The 26,883-nt window shown below is 67.4% G+C and carries 24 protein-coding genes; 16 read left to right on the forward strand and 8 right to left on the reverse strand.

Annotated elements, in window-relative coordinates; genetic code table 11:
- Positions 1-37: 37 nt before the first annotated feature.
- From ACAH41_RS22005 to ACAH41_RS22020, 4 genes are all read right to left on the reverse strand, one after another.
- On the reverse strand, positions 38-565 hold the full coding sequence (locus ACAH41_RS22005) for a chemotaxis protein CheW (RefSeq protein WP_325650430.1): 528 nt from the start codon (positions 563-565) through the stop codon (positions 38-40).
- Positions 566-589: 24 nt separating this feature from the next.
- Positions 590-955 (reverse strand): response regulator transcription factor, encoded by a 366-nt coding sequence (locus tag ACAH41_RS22010; protein WP_141287808.1) that lies wholly within the window; start codon positions 953-955, stop codon positions 590-592.
- Between the two features lie 63 nt (positions 956-1,018).
- Entirely contained in the window at positions 1,019-1,489 is a 471-nt protein-coding gene (locus ACAH41_RS22015) for a response regulator (protein WP_310733327.1), read from the reverse strand.
- Positions 1,490-1,511: 22 nt separating this feature from the next.
- Positions 1,512-1,664 (reverse strand): rubredoxin, encoded by a 153-nt coding sequence (locus tag ACAH41_RS22020; RefSeq protein ID WP_141287815.1) that lies wholly within the window; start codon positions 1,662-1,664, stop codon positions 1,512-1,514.
- Positions 1,665-1,861: 197 nt separating this feature from the next.
- Between ACAH41_RS22020 and ACAH41_RS22025 the strand changes: the two genes are divergently transcribed.
- The 4 genes from ACAH41_RS22025 (at position 1,862) to mpl (ending at position 6,427) form a co-directional block, all read left to right on the forward strand.
- Positions 1,862-2,821 (forward strand): bifunctional hydroxymethylpyrimidine kinase/phosphomethylpyrimidine kinase, encoded by a 960-nt coding sequence (locus ACAH41_RS22025; protein ID WP_325650426.1) that lies wholly within the window; start codon positions 1,862-1,864, stop codon positions 2,819-2,821.
- A complete protein-coding gene (hemL, locus tag ACAH41_RS22030) occupies positions 2,811-4,124 on the forward strand; it encodes a glutamate-1-semialdehyde 2,1-aminomutase (RefSeq protein ID WP_325650424.1) in 1,314 nt (437 codons plus the stop codon). Before ACAH41_RS22025 ends, hemL begins: the two co-directional genes overlap by 11 nt.
- Entirely contained in the window at positions 4,121-4,984 is an 864-nt protein-coding gene (locus tag ACAH41_RS22035) for a D-hexose-6-phosphate mutarotase (RefSeq protein ID WP_325650423.1), read from the forward strand. The genes hemL and ACAH41_RS22035 overlap by 4 nt, the downstream gene beginning before the upstream one ends.
- A 66-nt stretch (positions 4,985-5,050) precedes the next feature.
- Positions 5,051-6,427 (forward strand): UDP-N-acetylmuramate:L-alanyl-gamma-D-glutamyl-meso-diaminopimelate ligase, encoded by a 1,377-nt coding sequence (gene mpl, locus ACAH41_RS22040; protein WP_325650422.1) that lies wholly within the window; start codon positions 5,051-5,053, stop codon positions 6,425-6,427.
- Between the two features lie 69 nt (positions 6,428-6,496).
- Here mpl and ACAH41_RS22045 read toward each other — a convergent pair whose 3' ends face one another.
- On the reverse strand, positions 6,497-9,211 hold the full coding sequence (locus ACAH41_RS22045; protein ID WP_325650420.1) for a zinc-dependent metalloprotease: 2,715 nt from the start codon (positions 9,209-9,211) through the stop codon (positions 6,497-6,499).
- A 234-nt stretch (positions 9,212-9,445) separates the two neighbouring features.
- Here ACAH41_RS22045 and ACAH41_RS22050 point away from each other — a divergent pair, with 234 nt between their 5' ends.
- The 12 genes from ACAH41_RS22050 (at position 9,446) to ACAH41_RS22105 (ending at position 21,384) form a co-directional block, all read left to right on the forward strand.
- Positions 9,446-10,081 (forward strand): YqiA/YcfP family alpha/beta fold hydrolase, encoded by a 636-nt coding sequence (locus tag ACAH41_RS22050; RefSeq protein ID WP_325650418.1) that lies wholly within the window; start codon positions 9,446-9,448, stop codon positions 10,079-10,081.
- Entirely contained in the window at positions 10,078-12,126 is a 2,049-nt protein-coding gene (locus tag ACAH41_RS22055) for a ribonuclease catalytic domain-containing protein (protein ID WP_370538467.1), read from the forward strand. Before ACAH41_RS22050 ends, ACAH41_RS22055 begins: the two co-directional genes overlap by 4 nt.
- Positions 12,127-12,178: 52 nt before the next feature.
- Positions 12,179-13,075, forward strand: coding sequence for a TonB family protein (locus tag ACAH41_RS22060; protein ID WP_325650417.1), 897 nt, complete (start codon positions 12,179-12,181; stop codon positions 13,073-13,075).
- Between the two features lie 28 nt (positions 13,076-13,103).
- Complete coding sequence (gene aroE / locus ACAH41_RS22065) at positions 13,104-13,952, forward strand: shikimate dehydrogenase (protein ID WP_325650416.1); 849 nt, start codon at positions 13,104-13,106, stop codon at positions 13,950-13,952.
- Complete coding sequence (locus tag ACAH41_RS22070) at positions 13,949-14,731, forward strand: transglycosylase domain-containing protein (protein ID WP_325650415.1); 783 nt, start codon at positions 13,949-13,951, stop codon at positions 14,729-14,731. Before aroE ends, ACAH41_RS22070 begins: the two co-directional genes overlap by 4 nt.
- A 52-nt stretch (positions 14,732-14,783) precedes the next feature.
- On the forward strand, positions 14,784-15,401 hold the full coding sequence (locus tag ACAH41_RS22075; protein WP_325650414.1) for a hypothetical protein: 618 nt from the start codon (positions 14,784-14,786) through the stop codon (positions 15,399-15,401).
- A gap of 79 nt (positions 15,402-15,480) precedes the next feature.
- On the forward strand, positions 15,481-15,972 hold the full coding sequence (locus tag ACAH41_RS22080) for a TlpA disulfide reductase family protein (RefSeq protein WP_325650412.1): 492 nt from the start codon (positions 15,481-15,483) through the stop codon (positions 15,970-15,972).
- 310 nt (positions 15,973-16,282) lie between these two features.
- Positions 16,283-16,738, forward strand: coding sequence for an acetyl-CoA carboxylase biotin carboxyl carrier protein (gene accB / locus ACAH41_RS22085; protein ID WP_325650653.1), 456 nt, complete (start codon positions 16,283-16,285; stop codon positions 16,736-16,738).
- A 7-nt stretch (positions 16,739-16,745) separates the two neighbouring features.
- On the forward strand, positions 16,746-18,095 hold the full coding sequence (gene accC / locus ACAH41_RS22090) for an acetyl-CoA carboxylase biotin carboxylase subunit (protein WP_325650410.1): 1,350 nt from the start codon (positions 16,746-16,748) through the stop codon (positions 18,093-18,095).
- 95 nt (positions 18,096-18,190) lie between these two features.
- The gene (prmA, locus tag ACAH41_RS22095; protein ID WP_325650651.1) at positions 18,191-19,090 is read left to right on the forward strand and encodes a 50S ribosomal protein L11 methyltransferase; all 900 of its coding nucleotides are present in this window, start codon (positions 18,191-18,193) and stop codon (positions 19,088-19,090) included.
- 127 nt (positions 19,091-19,217) lie between these two features.
- Positions 19,218-20,402 (forward strand): zinc-ribbon and DUF3426 domain-containing protein, encoded by a 1,185-nt coding sequence (locus ACAH41_RS22100; RefSeq protein ID WP_325650408.1) that lies wholly within the window; start codon positions 19,218-19,220, stop codon positions 20,400-20,402.
- 73 nt (positions 20,403-20,475) lie between these two features.
- Positions 20,476-21,384, forward strand: coding sequence for a carbohydrate kinase family protein (locus ACAH41_RS22105; RefSeq protein ID WP_325650406.1), 909 nt, complete (start codon positions 20,476-20,478; stop codon positions 21,382-21,384).
- A gap of 141 nt (positions 21,385-21,525) precedes the next feature.
- Here ACAH41_RS22105 and ACAH41_RS22110 read toward each other — a convergent pair whose 3' ends face one another.
- The 3 genes from ACAH41_RS22110 to ACAH41_RS22120 form a co-directional block, all read right to left on the reverse strand.
- Positions 21,526-22,164, reverse strand: coding sequence for a hypothetical protein (locus ACAH41_RS22110; RefSeq protein WP_370538468.1), 639 nt, complete (start codon positions 22,162-22,164; stop codon positions 21,526-21,528).
- A gap of 259 nt (positions 22,165-22,423) precedes the next feature.
- Entirely contained in the window at positions 22,424-23,662 is a 1,239-nt protein-coding gene (locus ACAH41_RS22115) for a ribonucleotide-diphosphate reductase subunit beta (protein WP_325650402.1), read from the reverse strand.
- A gap of 214 nt (positions 23,663-23,876) precedes the next feature.
- On the reverse strand, positions 23,877-26,819 hold the full coding sequence (locus ACAH41_RS22120; RefSeq protein WP_325650400.1) for a ribonucleoside-diphosphate reductase subunit alpha: 2,943 nt from the start codon (positions 26,817-26,819) through the stop codon (positions 23,877-23,879).
- Positions 26,820-26,883: the final 64 nt, after the last annotated feature.

Here is a 26,883-nt window from a genome sequence, read left to right on the forward strand (position 1 = left end):
GGTTGCCGCAGCACGCGGCAGCAGGGGACCGCCATCGTCAGGCGGCCACATCCAGAAACAACGGATCGTGGACCAGCGCAGACAGGTCCAGTTCATCCCACACACGGTCTTGGGCGCCACGCCACTGGCGCGGCGCAAAGGCAGGCCTCGGCGTGTCGCCCTCTGGCAGGCGCTGCAGCTGTTCGCTGTCACGCAGGCCCGCCAGACGGTCGATCAGCAGCGCGCAGTTCACGCGCATCGACTGGTTCAGCACCACCAGCTGGCCGCCGGTCCGCGGCGCGGCGCCGGGCTGCGGCTCGCGCAGGCCCAGGAACACGGCCAGGTCCAGCACGGCATGCAACTGCCCGCGCACATTGGCCACCCCGGCCAGCCAGGGTACCGCATGCGGCACCGGCGTCACGACGCTGGCGGACTGGATCTCGCCCGCCTGGCCCAGCGGCAGCAGCAGGCCTGCCGAGCCGCATTCCACCGCCAGCCAACCGGCTTCGCGCGGCTGCTCACGCGCCGCCTGCAAGCGGCTGGCGAGCCGGAGTTGCAGTTCCCTGAGGGCTTCCTTGTTGGACATCGTTGTCGCGAGCGGGCCGGGGGCTCAGCCCAGGGCCTGGATCTTGGCCATCAAGTCGTCGGCATTCACCGGCTTGACGACGTAATCGCGGGCGCCTTGGCGCAGGCCCCAGACCCGGTCGGTCTCCTGCCCCTTGCTGGTGCACATGATCACCGGCACGTCGGAGAAGCGCGGGTCGCGGGTGATGGCCCGGGTCAGCTGGAAACCGTTGGTGCCAGGCATCACAACGTCCATCAGGATCAGGTCCGGCTTGGCCTCGGCCAGCCGCCGCATGGCCTCTTCGCCACTCTCGGCAGTGCGCACCGAGAAGCCGCGCTTGGTCAAAAGCTCGGTCAGGAAGTGCAACTCGGTCTTCGAGTCGTCAACGAGGAGAATGTTCTGAATGGTCATGGGACTACCCAAAAAGCAGGCGGCCGCGGATACCCGCCAGCAAGAGGCGGGCCCGCCACGGTTTCAACGCTGCGTGGCCAGGGCGCGGAACTGCGCCACCGCCTGCAGCAGTTGATCCTTGGTGAAAGGCTTGGTGAGGTAATCGTCGGAACCCACCATCCGGCCGCGCGCCTTGTCGAACACGCCATCCTTCGAGGACAGCATGATCACCGGCACGTCGGCAAAACGGGGGTTGCGCTTGATGATGGCGCAGGTCTGGTAGCCGTCGAGCCGCGGCATCAGGATGTCGCAGAAGATGATGTGCGGCTCGTGGTCATTGACCTTCGCGAGCGCATCGAAGCCATCTTCCGCCAGCAGCACTTCATAGCCGCCCTGTCGCAGGAAAATCTCCGCGCTGCGGCGGATCGTGTTGCTGTCATCGATGACCAATACCTTGGTCACTGCCGACGGCGTTTCCGTCAGACCTAATGTGGTCACCTTGCGCCCCTCAACGAATAGCGTCTTTGTGCGCCTGGCGAGCCCGCGTCGTGCCATGCGGCATGCATGTGCGCGGTCTTCAGATCTGAACCATTTCGAAATCTTCCTTGCGTGCGCCGCACTCCGGGCAGGTCCAGTTCATGGGCACATCGGCCCATGCGGTGCCAGGGGCGAGGCCGTGCTCGGGATCCCCGGCTGCCTCGTCATAAAGCCATCCGCAGATGAGGCACATCCAGGTTCGGTTTTCGCTCACGGGTTCGATGCCAGATCACTACAATCGGCCCGGAGTATAGCGACGGCCCGAGGCGAAATCCCAAGGGTTTGTCGGCACATACACAACACAGCTCAAACAAAGCTCCAACAATCCACACATCGTGCCGGCCCGCCGGTTCGCGCCTTCCGCCGAACGCCTTGCGCCAGGCCATCACCATGACCACAGACATTCCCTCCGACGCCGGCACCGCCGACGACGCCTTGCAGGAAGCGCCGTCGCCGGCCTGCGTGATGAGCTTCAACGCCAGCGATCCCAGCGGCGCCAGCGGCCTGGGCGGCGACATCGCCACCATCGCCGCGATGGGCGCCCACGCACTGCCGGTGGTCACCACCATCATCATGCGCGACACCGCCGAGATCTTCGACCAGCATGTGATCGAAGGCGACGCCATCGTCGAGCAGGCCCGCAGCATCCTGGAAGACGTCACCGTCACCGGCTTCAAGGTCGGCTTCCTGGGCTCGGCCGAAAACGTCAGCGCGGTGGCCGAGATCCTGTCCGACTATGCCGAGGTGCCGCTGGTCTCGTACCTGCCCAACCTGTCCTGGGTCGACGAGGACGAGCAGCAGAGCTACCTGGATGCCTTCCGCGAGCTGATCCTGCCGGCCACCGAGGTGCTGGTGGGCAACCACAAGACGCTGACCGACTTCCTGCTGCCCGAATGGGACAACGAGCGCCCGGCCTCGCCGCGCGAGCTGGCGGTGGCTGCGGCCGAACACGGCACGCGCTTCGTGCTGGTGACCGGCGTGATGCTGCCGGCCAAGGCTGGGCAGTTCATCGACAACGTGCTGGCTTCGGCCCAGGGCGCCCTGACCGGCGAGAAGTTCGAACTGTTCGAAGTCTCGTTCGTCGGCGCCGGCGACACCTTGTCCGCCGCGCTGGCCTCGCTGCTGGCGGTCAACAGCGAGCTGCAGGCCGCCGTCGGCGAAGCGCTGCAGTTCCTGGACCAGAGCCTGGACGCGGGTTTCCGCCCCGGCATGGGCCATGTGGTGCCGGACCGCTTCTTCTGGGCCTTGCCGCCCGACGAGGAAGAACCCCCCGTCCTGCCAGGCGAGCCTGGCGCGGTGACGCCGGACGACGCCGCGCTGCCGCCAGGAGGCTCGCGCCGTGTCCACTGAGAATCTCAGCCAAGGCCGCAACGCCAGCCTGTTCGAGCGGGCGCAGCAGTCCATTCCCGGCGGCGTCAATTCGCCTGTGCGTGCCTTCCGCGCCGTCGGCGGCACGCCGCGCTTCATCGCCCGCGCCCAAGGCTCGTACATGTGGGACGCCGAGGGCCAACGGTACATCGACTACATCGGCTCCTGGGGCCCGATGATCCTGGGCCACGGCCACCCGGCCGTGCTGGACGCCGTGCTGAAGGCCGCGCATGAGGGTTTCAGCTTCGGCGCACCGACCGAACGCGAGGTCGAGCTGGCCGAGGAGATCATCCGCCACGTGCCCAGCATCGAGCAGGTGCGCCTGGTCAGCTCCGGCACCGAGGCCGGCATGAGCGCGATCCGCCTGGCGCGTGGCGCCACGGGCCGAAGCAAGATCATCAAATTCGAAGGCTGCTACCACGGACATGCCGACGCACTGCTGGTCAAGGCCGGCTCAGGCTTGGCCACCTTCGGCCACCCGACCTCCGCCGGCGTGCCGCAGGAAGTGGTGCAGCACACGCTGGTGCTGGCCTACAACGACATCGCGCAGATCGAAGAAGCCTTCCGCACCCAGGGCGACGAGATTGCCTGCGTGATGATCGAGCCGATTGCCGGCAACATGAACTTCGTGCGCGCCAGCGTGCCGTTTGTCAAGCGCATCCGCGAGCTGTGCGACCAACACGGCGCGCTGTTTGTGTTCGACGAGGTGATGACGGGTTTCCGCGTCGCGCTCGGCTCGGCGCAAAGCCTGTATGCCAAAGCCATCCCCGGCTTCCGGCCGGACATCTCGGTGTTTGGCAAGGTCATTGGTGGCGGCATGCCGCTGGCCGCGTTTGGCGCCAGCCGCAAGGTCATGCAGCAGCTTGCACCGCTGGGCCCGGTCTACCAGGCCGGCACCTTGAGCGGCAACCCGGTGGCCACCGCCTGCGGCCTGGCCACGCTGAAGGAAATCGCCAAGCCCGGCTTCTACGAAGCACTGGCCGACAAGACCCGGCGCCTGGTGCAAGGCCTGGCCGGCGCGGCCGAAGCGGCCGGCGTGCCGTTTGCGGTCGACAGCGAAGGCGGCATGTTCGGCTTCTTCTTCGGCCGCGAGCTGCCGCAGAACTACCCCGAAGTGCTGGCCACCGACCAGCCGCGCTTCAACCGCTTCTTCCACCAGATGCTGGACCGTGGCGTGTACTTCGCGCCAGCGCTGTACGAAGCCGGCTTCGTCAGCGCCGCCCACAGCGAGTCCGACCTGGACGACACCATCGCCGCGGCCCGCAGCGCGTTTGCCCAAGCATGAGTGAAGACCTGAATCCCGCCGTCGCCCTCGGCAGCTTCCTCGGCCAGCCTGCGCTGCGCTTGCGCGCGCCGGACGGCGCCAGCGCCACGGTGCTGCTGCACGGTGGCCATGTGGTCTCGTGGATCCCGGCCGGCGGCGAGGAGCAGCTCTACCTGTCGCCGGACGCCAAGTACGGCGCTGGCGCCGCCATCCGCGGCGGCGTGCCTGTCATCTTCCCGCAGTTCAATGAGCGTGGCCCGCTGCCGCGCCACGGCCTGGTGCGCACACGTTCGTGGCAGGCCACCGAATCGGTGGTGCGCGCCGGCCATGCCATCGGTGTGCTGCGCTTCACCGATGACATCGCGACCCGCGTGCACTGGCCGTACCGCTTCGAGCTGGAACTCACGGTGAGCCTGGCCGGCAAGGAGCTGGACCTGGAACTGGCGGTGACCAACACCGGCGACAAACCCTTCAGCTTCCAGGCCGCGCTGCACACCTACCTGCGCTGCATCGACCCGACGAAGCTGCAGGTCGAAGGCTTGCAAGGCTGCGATTTCGAGGACAACGCGCCGGACGCAACGCACAAGACCGGCCAGCAATGGGGCGACGTGCTGACGCTCGCCGGCCCGATCGACCGCGTCTACCGCCAGGTGAACCGGGCGCTGACACTGCGCGAGATCGGCCGCAAGGCCTCGATTGCGATGCAGGGTTTCGACGACGTGGTCATCTGGAACCCCGGCGAAAGCGGTGCTGCGAAGATCACGGACCTGCCGGACGACGCGTGGCAGCACTTCCTCTGCATCGAGGCCGCCCGCATTGCCGAGCCGGTGCAACTGCCACCCGGCGAAGAATGGGCCGGCATGCAGCATTTGCGCGCCTGAGCGACCCAGAGCCCGATTCCTGCTTGACCAGCGCGCCCGCGCGCTGCGCTCCGCCTCCTTTCCAACATGCACCTCCACATCCTCGGCATCTGCGGCACCTTCATGGGCGGCCTGGCGGCACTGGCGCGCGAGGCCGGCCACCGCGTGACCGGCTGCGACGCCAATGTCTACCCGCCAATGAGCGACCAGCTGCGCGCACTGGGCATCGAGCTGATCGAAGGCTATGGCGCCGAGCAGCTGGCACTCAAGCCCGACATGTTCGTCATCGGCAACGTGGTGGTGCGCGGCAACCCGCTGATGGAAGCCATCCTCGACGCTGGCGCGCCCTACACCAGCGGCCCGCAGTGGCTCGCAGAAAACGTGCTGCAGGGCCGGCATGTGCTGGCCGTTGCCGGCACCCACGGCAAGACCACCACGACCTCGATGCTGGCCTGGGTGCTTGACCAGGCCGGGCTGCAGCCGGGCTTCCTGGTCGGCGGCGTGCCGCAGAACTTCGGCGTCTCGGCGCGGCTGGGCAGCACCGCACCAGGCGCACCGTTTGTCATCGAGGCGGACGAATACGACACCGCGTTTTTCGACAAGCGCAGCAAGTTCGTGCATTACCGGCCGCGCACCGCGATCCTGAACAACCTCGAGTTCGACCACGCCGACATCTTTGTCGACCTGGCCGCCATCGAGACCCAGTTCCACCACCTGGTGCGCACCGTGCCGGCCCAGGGCCGGCTGGTCGTCAACGCCCGCGAAGACGCGCTGCAGCGGGTGCTGGAGCGCGGCTGCTGGAGCACGGTGCAGCGCTTTGGCGCCCGCAAGGAAGAACCGGGCACGCTGCGCGCGCGCGGCGAGCCGCAGAGCTTCGACGTGCTGCGCGGCTCGATGAAGATCGCCCACGTCGAATGGCCGCTGCTGGGTGAGCACAACCAGCTCAACGCGCTGGCGACGATTGCCGCGGCCGAGCATGTGGGCGTGACGCCCGAAGCCGCAGCATCAGCCCTGGGCAGCTTCCAGAACGTGCGCCGCCGGCTGGAGCTGCGCGGCGAGGCGGGTGGCGTGCAGGTCTACGACGACTTCGCGCACCACCCCACTGCCATCCGCACCACCGTCAACGGCCTGCGCCGCAAGGTGGGCCTGGACCGCATCCTGGCCGTCTTCGAGCCGCGCTCGAACACCATGAAGCTGGGGGCCATGAAGGCCCAGCTGCCCTGGGCGCTGGAAGAAGCCGATCTGGCCTTCTGCCACAGCGGCGGCCTGGGCTGGGACGCCGCCGAGGCACTGGCGCCGATGGGCGAGCAGGCCATCGTCTGCCCGACCATCGAGGCCACCGTCAAGGCCGTGGTGGCGGCCGCCAGGCCGGGCGACCATGTGCTGTGCATGAGCAACGGCGGCTTTGGCGGCGTGCACGAGAAGCTGCTGGCCGCGCTGGCGGCCAAGGCCGGCAAGGCCTGAGCGCCACGCGCCCTGCGCGCCATGGAAAAAGGGTCCTCGCGGACCCTTTTTCGTTTCGGCTGACCAGTGTCAGATCCGGTTCATCGAAGCCTTCAGCGCCTCGTTCAGGCTGGACAGGCTTTCGGCCAGGTGGGCACGGCTGTCGACCGACAGCGTGGGCTTGTTGGCCGCCGTGCGCAGCTCGCCCTGCAGCTTCACCGCCTGCCAGCGCACCAGGCTGACGGCATCGGCCGGCAGGCCGGCGCCGCCACGGGTCAGCACGGTGACAACCCGCTTCAGGTGCTCACGCTGCAGGTTGCGGCGCATGCTGTCGATCTCCTTGCCGCTCTTCAGCTCGCTCCACACGGCTGACTGCAGCGTGCCGTAGACCTCGTCCAGCGTCAGTGTGCCCTTGCGTTCGGCCGGGCTCAGGTAGGCCGGCAGGTCCAGCACCCGCTGCGCGGTGCTGGCGGCCATCAGGCGGTCCAGCGCCTGGCTTTGCAAGGCCAGCACGATGGCCGGGATCGGCACCGGCTTGTCGCGTTCCCACTCGGTGTAGTCCGGGCTCAGCGAGGCCAGGAACTCAGGGCGGAACTGGAAACTGTCGACGCTGAACACGCCGTCGGCCAGGAACTTCAGCGCCTCGCGCTGGCGCGCCGGGGCCACCGGCTTGTAGGCCGGCCGGCCAGTGGTGCCAGGCAGGTCGCGCACGGTCTCCATGCCGCCCACGTACTTGGCGGTCATCTCCGGCAGGTTGCGCAGCTGGCGGAAACCGCTGGCCAGCGAACGGCGCGCGCGCAGCGGGTCGTCACCCGCGTGCGGCGTGCGGGCCTGCACGCGCTCCCAGAGTTCCCTGGACAGCGTCAGGCGCTTCTTGTAGTAGGCCAGCGGGTCGTCGCCCAGGTCGAAGCGGTTGGCCAGCGGATCCAGGCCGCCAATCGGGCCGCCTTCGGCATCGGCATCGTCGGCATAGGCCAGCGCAGGCTCGGTGCTGCGGCCGGCAATGCGGCCCAGCTCGACCGCCTCTTGCTCGGGCGCGATTGGCTTGTAAGCGTATTCGATGGCCCAGTAGTCGTACGGGCCCAGCGTGCTGTTGTTCGGCGCGGCCGCGGTCTCGCCGCGCAGCGGCAGGTTGTAGGCGTTGTAGTCCATCACCGAACCGGAGACGCCGTGCGCGTCGGTCCAGGCCTTGTCCTTCAACTGCGCCTGGCTGATGGTGGTGGAAGCCTTGAAGTTGTGCTTCAGGCCCAGCGTGTGACCCACCTCATGCATGATGGTGTCCTTGATCACCGCCTGCACAAAGGCGTTGGCCTCCGGGCTGTCGGGCGCGATGTCGCCACGCGATTCCAGCAGGTCCATCGCGAAGCCCATCTCGGCGGCGGACTCGTGTTCGTAGTCGCAATGCTCGGCGGCTTCACGGGCTGACAGCACGGAGTTCCGCGCCGCGCTGTTCGCGCTGCTGCCACCCAGGTCTTCGACGATCAGCCGGCGCGCACCGCGGCCGAACACATCGCTCATGCCGATGTCGGCGTCCAGGATCTCGCCACTGCGCGGGTCGTGCTTGCTCGGGCCGATGGCAAAGCCCACGTCGGAGCCGACGAACCAGCGGATCGACGCGTGTTCGGCGTCCAGGGTGTCGAAGTCGGCATCGTCCGGCTGCTGCTTGACGACGACCGCGTCCTTGTAGCCGATCTTCTCGAAGGCCTTGTTCCATTCCAGGATGCCGGCCGTGACGGCGCCGCGGTAGCGCTCCGGGATGTTGCGGTCCAGCCAATAGGTGATGGGCTTGACCGGCTCCGACAGCGGCGCTGCAGGGTCCTTCTTTTCCAGCCGCCAGCGGGTGATGTAGTGCACCCGCTGGTTGGGCTTGAAGTCGCCGCTGAAGTCGGTGAAGTCTTCGGTGAAATGACCCAGCCGTGGGTCGGCCAGGCGCGCAGCCATCGGCTGCTCGGGCAACTTGGCCATGCTGTAGACGACGGTGACGAACAGGCTGCGCGGGTCCGGCGTGGTGGTGGGCGGCGGCGGCATCGGCACCGGCGGCGGCGTCATTGGCGGCGCCGGCAGGCGCGGCGTGCTGAAGTGCAGCCTGGCGCTCAGCGAGGTCAGGCTGGCATCGGCGCGCAACTGGTCGAATGAGGAATTGCCGCGGTCCAGGCCATACGGCAGGCGAAAGGCGGCTTCCAGCCGGGTTGAATAACCCACCAGGTCGGCGAGCAGAAAGCTGGCGTCGACCAGGAAGCTCTTGCGCTCCGGGTGCGGCGCACTGGCGACCGCCGCCGAGCCGATCAGGCTTTCCGAGAAGGCCTGGCGCACGCTTTCGCGCGATGCCGTGTCGGTGCCGGGGCGGAATTCGTTGTTCAGCGCGACGAGCTGCACCAGGTTGCCGATGCGCCGCCACTCGACCATCCAGTCCGGCCCCATCTGGCTGGCATACAGGCCGCGCTCGCCAACCGACTGGGCGATGTTGGCCGTCAGCAGGAAGGGCTTGTTCAGCTGCTCGGGGGCGATTTCCAGCCAGACCTTCTCTTCCTTGCGCCAGAACGGCACGAAACCGTCGGTGCGGGTGGCGTCGCGGCTGACGTCGGCAAACGGCTTGGGCGCCGCCGGATCCACCGGCTTGGCGCCGGCCGGTGCGCTGGCGCCCGCGGCCGGCGGCGCGGCTGCGGCGCCGGAAGCCGCCTGGGCCACGGCCTGCGGCGGCACGATGGCCAGGGCGGCACTGCTCAGCGCCAGCAAGGCGGCCACGGTCAGGACAGAACGCGCCGGGCGCAGCCGGCGGGACAAGGCGAGGTGTTGGATGGGCATGAAGGCGATGAACAACGCCAGCCGGGATCTGGCTGACAGGAAGAAGGGCGGAAAAACCGCCAAAAGCGGCCGCGGTCTTGTGAACCGGCGGCTCGAAGTCTGGTTCCGGCAAGTCGACGGCCCGGCGGCCTGCCCGGTTGCAAAACCGCGCACTTTGTCGGGGCCGGCCAACGCCGTCAATGCCCAGTTTCCTCAGCAAGGCCTGTGCCCAGGGCCGCCGCCTACACTGGTGCGATGCCCGTCCCGCCCAGCCATTTGCTCTACCTGCACGGTTTCCGCTCTTCCCCGCAGTCGATGAAGGCCCAGGTGGTGGGCCGCTGGCTGGCCGAGCACCGCCCCGAACTGCAGTTCTGGTGCCCGCAGCTGCCGCCCTCGCCGGCCGAGGCCATCGCGCTGGCGCTGCAGGGCGTGGCCGACTGGCCACACGAGCGCATGGCGATCATCGGCAGTTCGCTTGGCGGGTTCTACGCCAGCGTGCTGGCCGAGCGGCTGGGCTGCCCTGCGGTGCTGCTGAACCCTGCGGTCAACCCGGCGCGCGACCTTGCCAAGCACATTGGCGAGCAAAGCACCTGGCAGACACCGGAGCAACGCTTTTATTTCCGCGCCGAGTTCATCCCGGAGCTGGAGGCGATGAAGCCCGCCTTCCTGACACGACCCGAGCGCTACGCCGCCGTCATTGCCAAAGGCGACGAGGTGCTGGACTGGCACGAGATGAGCGCCCGCCATGCCGGCGCCAAGACCCTGCTGCTCGAAGGCAGCGACCACGCGCTGAGCGCGTTCGGCGGCCCGCTGGCCTTTGTGCTGGACTTTCTCGGCTTGTCCGACACGCCCGCGGCGGGTGCCGTGCCTTCAGCGACAATCCGCCGGTGACTTATGCCCTGTTCGATGATGCCGGCAAATTCCTCGCTGGCCGTGTGATGTCCGAGGCCGACAGTTCGATGCAGATCGAGCTGGAATCGGGCAAGCGCGTCAAAGTGAAAACCGCCAATGTGCTGCTGCGCTTCGAGAAGCCGCAGCCGGCAGAACTGATCGCCTCCGCGCAGGCCAAGGCCGCCGAGATCGACCTGGACCTGGCCTGGGAATTTGCGCCCGAAGGCGAGTTCGGCTTTGCCGAGTTCGCAAAGGACTATTTCTCGGCCCAGGCCGGCCTGGAGCTGCAGGCCGCCGCGCTGTTCCGCCTGTTCGAGGCGCCGCACTACTTCCGCCGCGCCGGCAAGGGCCAGTTCAAGAAGGCGCCGGAAGAAATCGTCAAGGCTGCCCTGCTGGGGATCGAACGCAAGGCCCAGCAGGCCGCGCAGATCGACGCCTGGGCGGCGGAGCTGGCCGGTGGCAACACCCCCGCGCCGATCCGCGATCAGCTCTACAAGATCCTCTTCAAGCCGGACAAGAACGCGCCCGAATACAAGGCCGTGGTCGAAGCCTCCAAGCGCAGCCAGCGTGCCCCGCTGGACCTACTGAAAGAGGCCGGCGCGATCAACAGCCCCTACCAATTCCACTGGCAGCGTTTCCTGTTCGAGGAATTTCCCAAGGGCACCGGCTTCCCGCCGCTGCAGGCCCCCCAGATCCCCGACGAGCTGCCGCTGGCTGCCGTGCAGGCCTTCTCGATCGACGATTCGCAGACCACCGAGATCGACGATGCGCTGTCCGTCACCGGCCTGGGCAGCGGCGAGATCAGCTTCGGCGTGCACATCGCCGCACCTGGCCTGGCCATCCAGCCGGATTCGCCGGTCGACAAGGTCGCGCGCGAGCGCCTGTCCACCGTCTACATGCCGGGCTGGAAGCTGACCATGCTGCCCGACGAGGTGGTGCAGGCCTACACACTGATCGAAGGCCGCGACTGCCCGGCCGTCAGCCTGTACGTGCGCTTCGACGAAACCACGTTGGAGGTGAAGGGCACCGAGACCAGGCTGGAGCGCGTGCCGATTGCGGCCAACCTGCGCCACGACCAGCTGGACGCGGTGATCACCGAAGCCTCGTTGACCGGCGAGGCGCCGGCTGACTATGCGTTTGCGCCCGAGCTGGCCTTCTGCTTCCGCCTGGCGCGGCACCTGAAGGCGGCGCGCGAAGTGGTACGCGGCAAGCCGGAGAACTTCAACCGGCCCGACTACAACTTCAAGCTCGACGGCAGCGGCAGCGAGCCGGCCGGCAGCGAGACCGTCATCATCACCGAGCGCAAGCGCGGCGCGCCGCTGGACCTGATCGTCTCCGAGGCGATGATCCTGGCCAACAGCACCTGGGGCGGGCTGATGGGCGACGTGGGCGTGCCCGGCATCTACCGCAGCCAGCCCAGCATGGCGCCCGGCGTGAAGGTGCGCATGGGTGTGCGCCCGGCCCCGCATGCCGGCATGGGCGTGGCGCAGTACAGCTGGGCCACCTCGCCGCTGCGCCGTTATGTGGACCTGGTGAACCAGTGGCAGATCATTGCCTGCGCCCGCCACGGCCGCACCGCGGCGCTGGTCGCCCCGTTCAAGCCCAAGGACGCGACGCTGTTCTCGGTCATTTCCAGCTTCGACGCCGCCTATTCGGCCTACAACGGCTTCCAGCAGGCCATCGAGCGCTTCTGGACCCTGCGCTGGCTGGAGCAGAACGGCGTGACCGAGCTGGACGCCAGCGTGATGAAGGACGGCCTGGTGCGCGCCGAAACGCTGCCGCTGGTCTTCCGCGCGCTGGGCACCGAGGCGATGCCGCGCAATGCCCGCGTGCGCGTGCGCATCACCGGCCTGGACCTGCTGACGCTGGACCTGCACGCCAACCTGCTGGTGCGCCTGGACGACCCGGGCGCCGCGCCAGCCGAAGAGGCCGACGAAGCGCAGGACGACCAGGACGAAGCGCCTGCCGCCGGTGGCCTCACCTTGGCCATCGACCTGGCCGATGGCGACGCCGCGCCACCGGCGCCCGCCGCCGACGCGGGCTGAGCCCGCCGCCCCTGCAGTCGCCACCCGCCACCGCCCACCTCGCCCGCCGACGATGAATTCGCCTGCCGCCGCCGCGCCACCGCCCCGCACCTCCTGGCGCCCCACGGTGCTGCAAACCGCGCTGCTGGTCTCGGTGGCGCTGCATGCCGTGCTGCTGAGCCTGCGCTTCGTGGACCCGGAGCGTTTCAACCGCATCTTCGAGGACACGCCGCTGGAAGTGGTACTGGTCAACGCGCGCAGCGACGAGCGGCCGGAAAAAGCCCAGGCGATCGCCCAGGCCAGCCTGGCCGGCGGCGGCGAGGCCGAAACCGGCCGCGCCACCTCGCCGCTGCCGCCATCGCCCTTCTCGCTGCCCGGCGAGGCGCTGGACGACGCGCAGCGCCAGATCAAGCAGATGCAGGACGTGCAGCAGCAACTGCTGGCCGACATCCGCCGCGAGCTGGCGCTGCTACCCCCACCGGACCCGAGCAAGCCGGTGATGTCGCGCGAAGAGGCCGAGCGCGAGGAACGCAGGCGCCAGATGCTGCGCACGCTGGCCGAGATCGAGAAGCGCATCAACGAGGAAAACGCGCGGCCCAAGAAGCGCTACATCAGCCCGGCCACGCGCGAAGAGGTCTACGCGATCTATTACGACAGCCTGCGCCGCAAGATCGAGGAACGTGGCACGCGGGACTTCCCGCAGTACAAGGGCCAGAAGTTGTACGGCGAGCTGACGATGAACCTGACCATTGATGCCACCGGCCAGCTGATAGACGCCGATGTGGTGCGGCCTTCGAAATCGGCCGAGCTGAACCGCCGCGCCGTGGCCATCGTGCATGCCGCCGGGCCCTTCGGCAAGTTCACCGACCCGATGCGGCGCCAGGCCGACCAGATCGTCGTCACCTCGCGCTTCCGCTTCACCCGCACCGACGGGCTGGAAGCCACCGCCGAAGCGACGATTCGCCAATGACCTTCCCGACGCCGCCGTCCTTGCGCTGATGCCTGCCTCTCCCGACCGCTACGCCGTCTTCGGCAACCCGATCTCACACAGCCGCTCGCCGCGCATCCACACCTGGTTCGCCGAGGCCACCGGCCAGTCGCTGCGCTACGAGGCGATCACCGCACCGCTGGACGGCTTCGCCGCCTCGCTGCAGGCCTTTGCCGATGCGGGTGGGCGGGGCTGCAATGTCAGCGTGCCGTTCAAGTTCGAAGCCTTTGCGCAGGCCCAGCATGCTTCGGCGCGCGCGCGCTTGGCCGGTGCAGCCAATTTCCTGCGCCGTGACAGCGCCGGCTGGTTTGCCGACAACACAGACGGTGCCGGCCTGGTCCGCGACCTGGTGCACAACGCACAGCAAGCCATCGCCGGCAGCCGCGTGCTGCTGGTCGGCGCTGGCGGCGCGGCAGCCGGCGTGCTGGGACCGCTGCTGGCCGAAGCGCCGGCCGAGCTGCGCATCGTCAACCGCAGCCCGGACAAGGCGCTGCGGCTGGCCGCCAGCCACCGTGCGCTGGCGGCAGAACACGGCGTGGCGCTGCAGGCCGACGGCCTGGACGAGCCTGGCAGCGCGTTTGACTTGGTGCTGAATGCCAGCGCCAGCAGCCTGGCCGGCCAGGCCTCGCCGGTGCCAGCCAAGGTGCTGGGCTCGGACTGCCTGGTGGTCGACCTGATGTACGGCCCCGCCGCGCGGCCCTTCCTCGGTTGGGCAGCCCAGCACGGCGCGCGTGGCCGTGACGGCCTGGGCATGCTGGTCGAACAGGCGGCCGAAGCGTTTGCGCTGTGGCGCGGCATGCGGCCCGAGACTGGCGACGTGCTGGCCCGGCTGCGCGCCGAAGTGGATGCGGCGGCATGAAAACCGCCTGGGGCCAGCTCGCCCGCTTGCTGGCACTGCTGGTGCTGAGCGCGGTCGCGCTGCAGCTGTATTTCCTGCTGCGCGTGGCGCTGATGCTGTTGATCGACCCGCAGTCCACCAGTTTCCAGCGCAGCGAAGCCTGGCGCCTGTTGCGCGAGACGCACCAGCTCAGCTGGTCGCAGGACTGGGTGGCCGACGACGAGATTTCGCCCAACCTGAAGCGCGCGGTGATCGCCAGCGAGGACGCCGGTTTTGTCGACCATGCCGGCGTCGAGTGGGACGCGCTCGAGAAGGCCTGGGATCGCAACCAGAAGGCCGAGGTGCGGGCCGAGAAGGTCAACGAGCGCATCGAGCAGCGCGAGGCCACGCGCAAGACGGCACCTGCCAAGCCACTCACGCGTGCGGTGCCCAAGGTCGTTGGCGGCTCGACCATCTCCCAGCAGCTCGCAAAAAACCTGTTCCTCTCGGGCGAACGCACCGCGCTGCGCAAGGCTCAGGAATTCGTCATCACCTTCATGCTCGAAGGCCTGCTGGGCAAGCGCCGCATCCTGGCCATTTACCTCAACAGCGTGGAATGGGGTGAAGGCGTGTTTGGCGCGGAAGCTGCCGCGCGCCACTATTTCCATGTCGGGGCCAGCAAGCTCTCCGCACCTGCCGCGGCCCGGCTGGCGGTGATGCTGCCGGCGCCCAAGCGCTTCGAGAAACAACCCGGCTCGGCGTATGTGATCGGCCGCTCGGGCACCATCGTGGCCCGCATGGGCGCGGTCGAGCTGCCCTGAGTGGCCGGCCATCACGGCCGGTCACCGTGACCCATTTGCCCAGGAGCGCCGCATGAGCCATACCGAAGCCACCGCCCAGATCGCCGCCACTGCCGCCCGGCTGGTCGTCGAGGAAGGGCTGGAATACAGCGCTGCCAAGCGCAAGGCGGCGCGCGACCTGGGCCGGCGCAGCAGCCGCCAGGGCGAGCTGCCTTCCAACGAGCAGGTCGAAGATGAAGTGCGCGACTACCTCGCACTGTTCTGCGCCGACACCCAGCCGGCCGAGTTGCGCGCGCTGCGCGAACTGGCGCTGCGCTGGATGACACGGCTGGGCCAGCTGGGTGAATTCCGCCCGCACCTGGGCGGCGCCGTCTGGCGCGGCACGGCCACCCGGCTGTCGAACCTGATCATCGACCTGTATTGCGATGATGAAAAATCCGCCGAGATCGCCTTCCTCAACGCCGGCCTGGATTTCGACAGCGGCGGCGCAGGCGAACACGAAGCGCTGGTGCTGAGCACCGTGGACCGCGCACCCGGGCTGGACGAGCCGGTGGCGCTGCACTTTGTCGTGCACGAGTACTTGGCACTGCGCGGCGCGCTGAAACCGGACACCAACGGCCGCAGTTGGCGCGGCGATGCCACCGCCTTGCGTCGCCTGCTGGCCAGCGAGGCGCAAGACCATGCGCACTGAAGCCGAAGCCAGGGCCGGCGCTGAAGCCGAAACGGTTCCCGTCGCCACCCGGCGCCACTGGCTGCTGGGCCTGGCCGCCGTGGGCGCGCTGGGCGCGGGCGTGGGCTGGCAGCGCTGGGGTTCGTCGCCAGATCCCACCGCTGCCGCGCTGGCGCGCCTGTGGCAGCTCGAACTGCCCACGCCGGCCGGCCCGCCGCTGGCCTTGCGGGCCTTCCAGGGGCGGCCTTTGCTGGTCAATTTCTGGGCTGCCTGGTGCAAGCCCTGCGTGGCCGAAATGCCGGAGCTGGACCGTTTTGCGGCGGCCTGGCAGCCGCAGGGCGGCCAGGTGCTGGGCCTGGCAATCGATCAGGCTGAGCCCGTCAAACATTTTTTGACGCAAACTCCTGTAAGCTTCCCAATTGCGCTGGCTGGGGCCACAGGCCTGGATCTGGTGCGGGATTTGGGCAATTCCGCGGGCGGCCTGCCTTTTACTGTGCTCATCTCCGCCGACGGTGAGGTCCAAGGCCGCAAACTGGGCGCGACCACGGAAGCGGAGCTGCTCGGCTGGGCAGCCGCCTTGCGCAAGCGCTGACCGAACGCGGCATCGCGACTTTATTTTGGGCCAATTCATTACGAATACCGGCCAAAGCGCGTAAAGTCCGCGCTTCCGCAGTCAAGCCACATGGCTCGGCATTTTGCTGGAGCAAGCATGACGCCTCCTAAAGATAGGGGGCGTAACTTCCAGTTAGGGCCAGATTCCGCATAATCCGGCACTTTGCTGCGCATAGCATGCAGCGATTTGGTGACGGCACGGCGCTTGCATGTGCCAGCGCCTTCCCAGACGTGCCACCCGGCCGCGACCGGGGCCCCTTCCCTTCTTCCTGACAGGAGAAAAAATTCTCATGGACCTGCGCAAACTCAAGACCCTGATCGATCTGGTGTCAGAGTCGAACATCGCCGAGCTTGAAATCACCGAGAACGAAGGCAAGGTGCGCATCGTGAAGTCGGGTGGCGCTGCTTTCGCCGCTCCGATGATGTCGATGCCCATGGCCAGCGCGCCCATGGCGCCGGCCCCTGCACTGCCCGCCGCCGACGCAGCCCCTGCCGCACCGGCCGCCGCTGCGGGTGTGGCCATCAAGTCGCCAATGGTCGGCACCTTCTACGCTTCGTCGACCCCGGGCGGCAAGCCGCTGATCGAGGTGGGCAGCGTCATCAAGCTCGGTCAACCGGTCTGCATCATCGAAGCGATGAAGATCATGAACGAAATCGAAGCCGAAATCACGGGCACTGTGACCCAGGTGCTGGTGCAGAACGGCCAGGCTGTCGAATTCGGCCAGCCGATGTTCATGGTCGAGTGATCGCACCATGTTCAAAAAAATACTGATCGCCAATCGAGGCGAAATCGCGCTGCGCATCCAGCGCGCGTGCAGGGAAATGGGCATCAAGGCGGTGGTGGTCTATTCAGAGGCCGACCGCGACGCCAAGTACGTCAGGCTGGCTGAAGAAGCCGTCTGCATCGGCCCGGCGGCCTCGTCGCTGAGTTACCTGAACATGCCGGCCATCATTTCCACCGCGGAAGTGACCGATGCCGAAGCGATCCACCCCGGCTACGGCTTCCTGTCGGAAAACGCAGATTTTGCCGAGCGGGTGCAGCAAAGCGGTTTTGTCTTCATCGGCCCGACGCCCGAGTCCATCCGCCTGATGGGCGACAAGGTCTCGGCCAAGCAAGCCATGATTCGCGCCGGCGTGCCCTGCGTGCCCGGCTCCGAAGGCGCACTGCCTGAAGACCCGAAGGAGATCATCAAGATCGCCCGCACCGTGGGCTATCCGGTCATCATCAAGGCGGCAGGCGGCGGCGGTGGCCGCGGCATGCGCGTGGTGCACACCGAAGCAGCGCTGGTGAATGCGGTGCAGATGACGCGCACCGAAGCGGGCGCCGCGTTTGGCAATCCGCAGGTCTACATGGAGAAGTTCCTGGAGAATCCACGCCACGTGGAAATCCAGATCCTGGCCGACGAGCACAAGAACGCCGTCTGGCTGGGCGAGCGCGACTGCTCGATGCAGCGCCGTCACCAGAAGATCATCGAGGAAGCGCCGGCGCCCGGCATCCCGCGTCGCGTGATCGAGAAGATCGGTGACCGTTGTGCGGCAGCCTGCAAGAAGATGGGCTACCGCGGCGCAGGCACCTTCGAGTTCCTGTTCGAGAACGGCGAGTTCTACTTCATCGAGATGAACACCCGCGTACAGGTGGAGCATCCGGTGACGGAACTGGTCACCGGCATCGACATCGTGCAGATGCAGATCCGCGTGGCCGCTGGCGAAAAGCTGCCTTTCCTGCAGCGCCAGATCGAGATGCGTGGCCATGCCATCGAATGCCGCATCAACGCCGAGGACGCGTACAAGTTCACGCCCTCGCCTGGCCGCATCACGATGTGGCATCCGCCTGGCGGCCCGGGCGTGCGCGTGGATTCGCATGCGTACACCAACTACTACGTGCCGCCGAACTACGACTCGATGATCGGCAAGATCATCGTGCACGGGGACACACGCGAGCAGGCGCTGGCCCGCATGCGCACGGCGCTCAGCGAAATGGTGGTCGAAGGCATCCAGACCAACATCCCGCTGCACCGCGAGCTGATGGCCGACGCCAAATTCATCCAGGGTGGCACCAGCATCCATTACCTGGAACACTGGATGAGCGAGCACACGCGCTGAAGGCGCGGCGCCTCCCTCTTGTGACCCCAGCAACGGCCAGGCGCGCACAGCACGCCTGGCCGTTGTCCCTTAGAAAAAGGAATGCCGAAGTGGCTTTGTTCGAGTTGGTGCTGAGCGCGCCGCAGGCCCTGGTCGAGCCGGTGTCCGAGGCCTTGATGAACGAGCTGGACGCGGTGGCAGTGTCGGTCGAGGATGCCGACGCGGACACCGAGGCCGAGCACGCGCTGTTCGGCGAGCCCGGCATGCCAGCGCCCAAGCCCGGCTGGGACCGCTCCACGCTGAAGGCCTTGTTCGAGACCGAAGACCTCGCGGTGCAGGCCAGCACGCTGCTGCTGGCCCAGGACTGGGCCAGCGACCTGGGCGTGAAAAGCCTGGGCGAGGTACCCGAGCAGGACTGGGTGCGGCTGACGCAGTCGCAGTTCGAGCCGGTCGAGATCACGCCCGCATTCTGGATCGTGCCCAGCTGGCATGAACCGCCTGCTGCGGCCAGCCGGGTGATCCGCCTGGACCCGGGCCTGGCCTTTGGCACCGGCACCCACCCGACCACCCGCATGTGCCTGCGCTGGATCGCGCAGCATGCGCCCGCGCTGTCGGCCGGCTGGGACCGGGTGCTGGACTACGGCTGCGGCTCCGGCATCCTGGCCATCGGCGCGGCTTTGCATGGCGCGAAGCAGGTCGACGCAGTGGACATCGATCCGGCCGCCGTCACCTCGTCCGAACACAATGCGGCTGCCAACGGCGTCACGCTGCGCTGCGGCCTGCCGGAACTGGCCCAGGGCGAATACCCATTGGTGCTGGCCAACATCCTGGCCACGCCGCTGAAGCTGCTGGCACCGCTGCTCAGCGCCCACCTGGCACCCGGCGCGCACCTGGTGCTGGCCGGCATCCTGGACCGCCAGGCGGTCGAGCTGCAGGCCGCCTATGCGCCGTGGGTCAAGCTGGAAGTGCTGGACCAGGACGATGGCTGGATCCTGATGGGCGGCCAGCGCCTGTGAGCTGCGCAGACGTTGCGCAGCGCGGCTGCGCAACGCGTTGTGCCGTCGCTGCACGGGCGAGCGCGATGGGCGCGGCTCAACCGGCCACGGCCTGGAATCCCCCTGCTGTCATGGCATCATTCCCCGCATGAGTCTGGCCACCCGTTGTCCTGCCTGCGGCACGGTTTTCCGTGTGGTGCAAGACCAGCTGAAGGTCTCGCAGGGCTGGGTGCGCTGCGGCCAGTGCCACGAGGTCTTCAACGCGCTGGAGGGGCTGTTCGAGCTGCCTCCGCAGCCGCCCGTCGCGCCACCACCTGTGCCGGCGCACGGTTTCGGGCCATCCATCGTCGACCGGTCGACATTCGGCGCCACTTCCGCTGCGACGCAGGCAGTCAACGCGACCAGTGCAACAAGCGCTCAGGCGCCGATGCCGCAGTCGTCCTCGGTGGTGTTTTCCGACGTGGACGACGACGAGGCCGCGCAACGTGCCTTCGAAGCCACCGAGCCCGCCGCGCTGGACGCCCTGGCCGAACGGCCGACACGCGGCGAGCGGCCCGACTTCACCTTCACACGCAGCCCCTCCGAACGCGAAGCGGCCGAAGCGCTGCCGCCTCCGCCGTCACCCGCCCCATGGCAGGCGCCGCCGCCGGCGCCCCCTGCCGCCGCAGCGCCGGTGTCATCGTTCGTCGTGGAAAGCCCGTCGACCCTGGAAGACGAAGCGAGGTTGCTGGACACCGACGCGCTGGCCGCGCCTTTCGACGTCAGTGAGGCCCCCGACAGCAGCTTTGCACCTGGCCGCCAGCGCGACCCGCACCTGCCGCGCCAACCCGAGTTCATCCGCCAGGCCGAGCGCGCGGCCCGCTGGCGGCATCCTGCCGTGCGCGCGGTGCTGGCCAGTGCCTGCGGCCTGCTGGGCCTGCTGCTGCTGGGCCAGCTGGCGCTCCACCAGCGCGACGTGCTGGCCGCCCGCTGGCCCAGCCTGCAGCCGGCCCTGGGCGCCGCCTGCCAGGCCCTGCGCTGCCGCGTGGCCAGCCCATATGCGCTCGACCAGATCGTGCTGGATGCCAGTCACCTCAGCGCCACCGGCAAGCCCGGCGTGCTGCGGCTGGACGCGGACCTGCACAATCGCGCCGAGCATCCGGTGCGCACTCCGGCGCTGGAGCTCAGCATCTCGTCAGACAGCGGCAGCGTGCTGCTGCGCAAGGTGCTGATGCCTGCCGAGCTGGGCCATGGCGACACGCTGGAAGCCGATGGCGCCTGGCACCTGGACCTGCGGCTGGACGTGGGCGAACTGCACGTGGCCGGCTACACGCTGGAAGTCTTCTACCCCTGAACCCCATCGTTTCCTGATGTCCGGCGCCGGCCCCGAGCCGCTGCGCCGCCCTTCCTCCATCCGACAACACACCATGGCCAGCCTCGTCTGCGGTTCCCTCGCCTTCGACACCATCACCACCTTCCCGGGCCGTTTCGCCGAGCAGATCCTGCCCGAGCAGGTCCACATCCTGAACGTCTCGTTCCTGGTGCCCACGCTGCGGCGCGAATACGGCGGCTGCGCCGGCAACATCGCGTACACGCTGAAGGCGCTGGGCGGCGAGCCTGTCGTGCTGGCCGCGCTGGGCAACGACGGCGGCGACTACCTGGCCCGCTTCCGGCAACTGGGCATCGACACCACGAGCCTGCTGCAGGTGCCAGACAACTACACCGCCCAAGCCATCATCATCACCGACCGGGACAACAACCAGATCACCGCCTTCCACCCCGGCGCGATGCAGCAGGCGCATGAGATCGGCCTGCCGGCACGCGACGACATCAAGCTGGCACTGATCGGCCCGGACGGCCGTGACGCGATGCTGCGCCGCGCCCGCGACCTGCATGCCGCCGGCATCCCGTTTGTGTTCGACCCGGGCCAGGGCCTGCCGATGTTCAACGGCGAAGAGCTGCGCGCCTTCGTCGCGCAAGCCACCTGGGTGGCCGTCAACGACTACGAGGGCCGCATGCTCTGCGAGCGCACCGGGCAAAGCCTGGAGGAGATGTCGCGCTCGCACCTGGCCGGCATCATCGTGACGCTGGCCGCCGAGGGCTGCGAGCTGTGGATCAAGGGCGAACGCACGCTGGTGCCCGGCGTGAAGGCCACCGAAGTGGTCGACCCGACTGGCTGCGGTGACGCCTTTCGCGCGGCGCTGCTGTACGGCCTGGAGCAGGACTGGCCGCTGGCACGTTGCGTCGCGCTGGGCAACCAAATGGGCGCACTGAAGATCGCGCAGCGAGGCGGCCAGAACCACGTGGTGGACCGCTCGGCGCTCGGCCTGGGCTGAACGACGCGGGCGCGCCAGAGCGCCGGCGCCCGGTCAAAGAAAAGCCCGGCGCAAGGCCGGCAAGACGCCCAAAGAAAAGCCCGGCGCAGGGCCGGGCTTTGGGGGTTGAGCGAAGGGCCGGCTTCACGCCGGCCCGTTGGCTCAGGGCTTGTTGCCCGTCGGGAACGGCCAGGCGGCCGCAGGGCTCAGCGCAGTCTTGGCTGCAGGCGTGGCGGGGGCAGAAGGCGCAGGCGCAGGGGTGGGCGCAGCCTTCTTGGCAGCGGCCTTCTTTGCAGCCTTCTTCGCGGGAGCCTTGGCCGTGGCGGTCTTCGCGGGCGCGTCGGCAACCTTCTTGGCAGGCGCAACCTTCTTGGCTGCAGGCTTCGAAGGCAGTGCCTTGGTCGCCGGCTTCACCGGTGCCACGGCCTTGGTTACCGGCTTGACCGGTGCAGCCGACTTCTTGGCCGGAGCCTTCTTCGCCGGAGCCGCCGCCTTCTTGGCCGGTGCAGCCTTCTTCGCCGGAGCCGCCGCCTTCTTGGCCGGTGCAGCCTTCTTCGCCGGTGCTGCCGCCTTCTTGGCCGGTGCAGCCTTCTTCGCCGGAGCCGCCGCCTTCTTGGCCGGTGCAGCCTTCTTCGCCGGAGCCGCCGCCTTCTTGGCCGGTGCAGCCTTCTTCGCCGGTGCAGCGGCCTTCTTCGCCGGTGCTGCAGCCTTCTTGGCCGGAGCGGCCTTCTTTGCCGGAGCCGCAGCCTTCTTGGCCGGAGCCGCCTTTTTGGCCGGAGCGGCCTTCTTCGCAGTTGCCATTTCAAACTCCTTGATCAAGTTGCAAAAACACCGGGCCGCTCGATACAGCCCGGCAATTCACCGCCCGCGGTGTTGTCCCGGCCAAAGCCGGGTGCTCCCTCGGTGCGGTGAATGGGGAGACGACTCGTCGCACGGATTCTTTTGTCCCTGCTGATCGCGTCGTGGATCTTGATCTCTCAACATGCTGGGAAGGGCCGCTCTTTGGCAGGCCTCGTGAATGCGACAAGAGGCCGGTACACGCCCGGCCTCTTGATCAGATTCAATCCCAGCTCAATGCGCCACCGGATTGATACTCGATGACGCGGGTTTCAAAAAAGTTGCGTTCCTTTTTCAGGTCGATCATTTCGCTCATCCACGGGAACGGGTTTTCCTCGTTGGGGAAGAGCGCGTCCAGGCCGATCTGCGTGGCCCGCCGATTGGCGATGTAGCGCAGGTAGCCCTTGAACATCGAAGCATTCATGCCCAGCACGCCACGCGGCATGGTGTCTTCGGCATAGGCGTACTCCAGGTCCACCGCCTTCAGGAACAGCGCGGTGATCTCGGCCTTGAAGTCCGCGGTCCAAAGCTGCGGGTTCTCGAGCTTGATCTGGTTGATCAGGTCGATGCCGAAGTTGCAGTGCATGGACTCGTCGCGCAGGATGTACTGGTACTGCTCTGCGGCACCGGTCATCTTGTTCTGGCGACCCAGCGCGAGGATCTGCGTGAAGCCGACGTAGAAGAACAGGCCTTCCATCAGGCAGGCAAAAACGATCAGGCTCTTCAGCAGCGTGCGGTCGTTTTCCAGCGTGCCGGTCTTGAAGTTCGGATCCATGATCGCGCCGATGAACGGGATCAGGAACTCGTCCTTGTCGCGGATGGACTTGACCTCGTTGTAGGCGTTGAAGATCTCGGACTCATCCAGGCCCAGCGACTCGACGATGTACTGGTAGGCGTGGGTGTGGATCGCTTCTTCGAAAGCCTGGCGCAGCAGGAACTGGCGGGCCTCGGGCGCCGTGATGTGGCGGTAGGTGCCCAGCACGATGTTGTTGGCGGCCAGCGAATCAGCGGTGACGAAGAAGCCGAGGTTGCGCTTGACGATGCGGCGCTCGTCTTCGGTCAGGCCGTTGGGGTCCTTCCAGGTCGCGATGTCGCGCGACATGTTGACCTCTTGCGGCATCCAGTGGTTTGCACAGGTGGCGAGGTATTTCTCCCAGGCCCACTTGTACTTGAACGGCACCAGCTGGTTGACGTCGGTCTGGCCGTTGATGATGCGCTTGTCGGCAGCGTTGACGCGGCCACTCGAAGCAGGCGCCGCATGCGATGCGGTCACCACTGCCGCACGCGCAGCAGCGGCTTGAACGGTGGCTTGCGCGGTGGACATCGCCGATGCGGCGGACGATGAAGAGGTGGTCAACGCAGACAGCGACAGGTCGGCTGTCCGTGCGCCGGCAGTGGGCTCGGGCGCGGTACGTTGAACAGGAGTCGGCGGGGTACGAGCGTCGTCTTCCCAGACCAGCATGGCGTGTTTCCTTGGGGTGGAATTATCAGAGTGTTGTGTTCAAACACCAAGCACTTCTTGACAGCGCAAACGCGTGCGTGTTGCCTCTCAACATCGTCTCGATGCGAGCGATGCGGCAGGCTTCACGCAGCGCGTGGTGTGAACACTCGATGGGCCGATGAAGAGAAGCGCATCACAGGCCTTGCATGCGATGCGCTTCACGTTCACTTCAAGCTCACTGGCAGGCTTCGCAGGTCGGGTCGTCGACGCCGCAGAACTTGATGTCGGTCGCGGGTGTGGACTGCTGCGCGGCCATCATGGCCTGCGCTTGTGCGGCCGCTGCATCGAGCGCCGACATGGCCGGTGCGCTGCCGGCTGCCATGTGCGAACCGCCGATGCCGCCGGACGAGGGCACGCTGTTCATCGCACCCGCCGCGACCGTGCTCTTCTCTGCGTGCGTGGCGCCCACCGTGCGCAGGTAGTAGGTGGTCTTCAGGCCACGCAACCAAGCGAGCTTGTAGGTGTCGTCCAGCTTCTTGCCGGACGCGCCGGCGATGTAGATGTTCAGCGACTGGGCCTGGTCGATCCACTTCTGGCGACGCGCCGCGGCTTCGACCAGCCACTGCGTTTCCACTTCGAAGGCGGTGGCATAGAGGCGCTTGATGTCCTCGGGCACGCGGTCGATGCGGCGCAGCGAACCGTCGTAGTGCTTGAGGTCCATGACCATCACGTTGTCCCACAGGCCGAGCTGCTTCAGGTCGCGCACCAGGTACTCGTTGACCACGGTGAACTCGCCCGACAGGTTGGACTTGACCGAGAGGTTGCCGAAGCAAGGCTCGATCGAAGCGTCCACGCCAATGATGTTGGAGATGGTCGCGGTCGGCGCGATGGCCACGCAGTTGCTGTTGCGCATGCCGTGGGTGGCAATGCGCTGGCGCAGCGCGTCCCAGTCCAGCGTCATGCTGCGGTCGACTTCGACGTGGCCACCGCGCTGCTCGGCCAGCAGGTTCAGCGAGTCCAGCGGCAGGATGCCCCGGTCCCACAGCGAACCGCGGTAGGTCGAATAGCGGCCACGCTCGGCCGCCAGGTCGGTCGAGGCCCAGTAGGCGTGGTAGCAGATGGCTTCCATCGACTGGTCGGCGAACTCGACGGCTTCCTGGCTGGCGTAAGGCAGGCGCAGTTCATACAGCGCGTCCTGGAAGCCCATCAGGCCCAGGCCGACCGGGCGATGGCGCAGGTTGGAGTCACGTGCCTTCTTGACCGCGTAGTAGTTGATGTCGATGACGTTGTCGAGCATGCGCATCGCCGTCGACACGGTCTTCTTCAGCTTCTCCTGGTCAACCTTGCCGTCCTTCAAGTGCTGGACCAGGTTGACCGAGCCAAGGTTGCAGACGGCGATCTCATCTTCATTGGTGTTCAGCGTGATCTCGGTGCACAAGTTGGACGAGTGCACCACGCCCACATGCTGCTGCGGCGAGCGCACGTTGCAGGCGTCCTTGAAGGTGATCCAGGGGTGGCCGGTCTCGAACAGCATCGAGAGCATCTTGCGCCACAGGTCGCGGGCTGCCATGCGCTTGAAGAGCTTGATCTCGCCGCGGTCGGCCTTGGCCTCGTAGGCCACATAGGCCTTCTCGAAGGCGGTGCCGAACAGGTCGTGCAGGTCCGGGCAGGTGGACGGGCTGAACAGCGTCCAGTCGCCACCGTCCATCACGCGGCGCATGAACAGGTCAGGCACCCAGTTCGCGGTGTTCATGTCGTGCGTGCGGCGGCGATCGTCGCCGGTGTTCTTGCGCAGTTCCAGGAACTCTTCGATGTCCAGGTGCCAGGTTTCCAGGTAGGCGCAGACAGCGCCCTTGCGCTTGCCGCCCTGGTTGACCGCCACGGCGGTGTCGTTGACCACCTTCAGGAACGGCACCACGCCTTGCGACTTGCCGTTGGTGCCCTTGATGTAGGAGCCCAGCGCACGCACGTTGGTCCAGTCATTGCCCAGGCCGCCGGCGAACTTCGACAGCAGCGCGTTTTCCTTCAGTGCTTCATAGATGCCGTCCAGGTCGTCGGCCACCGTCGTCAGGTAGCAGGACGAGAGCTGCGAGCGGCGGGTGCCGGCGTTGAACAGCGTGGGCGTCGAGGACATGAAGTCGAAGCTCGACAACACGTTGTAGAACTCGATGGCGCGCGCTTCGCGGTCGATCTCGCCCAGTGCCAGGCCCATGGCCACGCGCATGAAAAACGCCTGCGGCATTTCGATGCGCTGCTCTTCGATGTGCAGGAAGTAGCGGTCGAACAGGGTCTGCAGGCCCAGGTAGTCGAACTGGAAGTCGCGGTCAGCCTGCAGCGCGGCACCCAGCTTGACCAGGTCGAACTGCAGCAGCTTCTCATCCAGCAGCTCGGCCTGCACGCCCTTCTTGATGAACTTCGGGAAGTACTCGGCGTAGCGGGTGTGCATGTCGGCCTGCGTCAGCTCCTCGCCGAGGATCTCGCGGCGGATCGTGTGCAGCAGCAGGCGGGCAGTGGCACGGGTGTAGCCCGGGTCGCTCTCGATCAGCGTGCGCGAGGCCAGGATGGCGGCCTTGTAGACCTCGTCGATCGGCACGCCGTCGTACAGGTTGCGGCGGGTCTCGGCCAGGATCGGATCCGGCTTCACGTCGGCACCCAGGTCGGCACAGGCCGAGACGATCAGCGCCTGCAGCTTGGCTTCGTCCAGCGGCACGCGCTGGCCCTTGTCGATCACCGTCAACGCGGCCACGGCCACCGGTGCCGACTCCACGCCCTGGCGCGCCCGTTCCTGCGAACGGCGCTCGCGGTACAGCACATAGGCACGCGCCACTTCATGGTGGCTGCCGCGCATCAGGCCCAGCTCGACCTGGTCCTGCACGTCTTCGATGTGGAAGGTGCCGCCGCCCGGACGCGAACGCATCAGCGCGCGCACCACGCTCTCGGTCAGCACGTCGACCGTCTCCCGCACGCTGGCCGAGGCCGCGCCTTGCGTGCCATGCACCGCCAGGAAAGCCTTCATCAACGCCACGGCGATCTTGTTCGGCTCGAACGAGACGACCGCGCCGTTGCGGCGAATGATCTGGTAGGCGTGGAAGGCACTGGCCGGCGCGGGCGCGCCGGCGGTGGAGGCGGTGCTGGGACGCGCAACGGCGGCGTCGACGGTGCTGGAGACAGCTTGCATGGATTCCCCTGTGTGGATTCGGTGAAGACGAAAGAAGTGCGGGCGCTGCGGCCGCTTCGGGTCC

Source organism: Ideonella sp., assembly GCF_041287625.1.
Lineage (GTDB): Bacteria > Pseudomonadota > Gammaproteobacteria > Burkholderiales > Burkholderiaceae_C > Ideonella.

Excerpts from the sequence above, each read along its gene's own strand:
- ACAH41_RS22005 (WP_325650430.1), bottom strand. The coding sequence starts at position 565 with ATGTCCAACAAGGAAGCCCTCAGGGAACTGCAACTCCGGCTCGCCAGC.
- ACAH41_RS22010 (WP_141287808.1), bottom strand. The coding sequence starts at position 955 with ATGACCATTCAGAACATTCTCCTCGTTGACGACTCGAAGACCGAGTTG.
- ACAH41_RS22015 (WP_310733327.1), bottom strand. The coding sequence starts at position 1,489 with ATGGCACGACGCGGGCTCGCCAGGCGCACAAAGACGCTATTCGTTGAG.
- ACAH41_RS22020 (WP_141287815.1), bottom strand. The coding sequence starts at position 1,664 with ATGTGCCTCATCTGCGGATGGCTTTATGACGAGGCAGCCGGGGATCCC.
- ACAH41_RS22025 (WP_325650426.1), top strand. The coding sequence starts at position 1,862 with ATGACCACAGACATTCCCTCCGACGCCGGCACCGCCGACGACGCCTTG.
- ACAH41_RS22035 (WP_325650423.1), top strand. The coding sequence starts at position 4,121 with ATGAGTGAAGACCTGAATCCCGCCGTCGCCCTCGGCAGCTTCCTCGGC.
- mpl (WP_325650422.1), top strand. The coding sequence starts at position 5,051 with ATGCACCTCCACATCCTCGGCATCTGCGGCACCTTCATGGGCGGCCTG.
- ACAH41_RS22045 (WP_325650420.1), bottom strand. The coding sequence starts at position 9,211 with ATGCCCATCCAACACCTCGCCTTGTCCCGCCGGCTGCGCCCGGCGCGT.
- ACAH41_RS22050 (WP_325650418.1), top strand. The coding sequence starts at position 9,446 with ATGCCCGTCCCGCCCAGCCATTTGCTCTACCTGCACGGTTTCCGCTCT.
- ACAH41_RS22060 (WP_325650417.1), top strand. The coding sequence starts at position 12,179 with ATGAATTCGCCTGCCGCCGCCGCGCCACCGCCCCGCACCTCCTGGCGC.
- aroE (WP_325650416.1), top strand. The coding sequence starts at position 13,104 with ATGCCTGCCTCTCCCGACCGCTACGCCGTCTTCGGCAACCCGATCTCA.
- ACAH41_RS22070 (WP_325650415.1), top strand. The coding sequence starts at position 13,949 with ATGAAAACCGCCTGGGGCCAGCTCGCCCGCTTGCTGGCACTGCTGGTG.
- ACAH41_RS22075 (WP_325650414.1), top strand. The coding sequence starts at position 14,784 with ATGAGCCATACCGAAGCCACCGCCCAGATCGCCGCCACTGCCGCCCGG.
- accB (WP_325650653.1), top strand. The coding sequence starts at position 16,283 with ATGGACCTGCGCAAACTCAAGACCCTGATCGATCTGGTGTCAGAGTCG.
- accC (WP_325650410.1), top strand. The coding sequence starts at position 16,746 with ATGTTCAAAAAAATACTGATCGCCAATCGAGGCGAAATCGCGCTGCGC.
- ACAH41_RS22100 (WP_325650408.1), top strand. The coding sequence starts at position 19,218 with ATGAGTCTGGCCACCCGTTGTCCTGCCTGCGGCACGGTTTTCCGTGTG.
- ACAH41_RS22105 (WP_325650406.1), top strand. The coding sequence starts at position 20,476 with ATGGCCAGCCTCGTCTGCGGTTCCCTCGCCTTCGACACCATCACCACC.
- ACAH41_RS22110 (WP_370538468.1), bottom strand. The coding sequence starts at position 22,164 with ATGGCAACTGCGAAGAAGGCCGCTCCGGCCAAAAAGGCGGCTCCGGCC.
- ACAH41_RS22115 (WP_325650402.1), bottom strand. The coding sequence starts at position 23,662 with ATGCTGGTCTGGGAAGACGACGCTCGTACCCCGCCGACTCCTGTTCAA.
- ACAH41_RS22120 (WP_325650400.1), bottom strand. The coding sequence starts at position 26,819 with ATGCAAGCTGTCTCCAGCACCGTCGACGCCGCCGTTGCGCGTCCCAGC.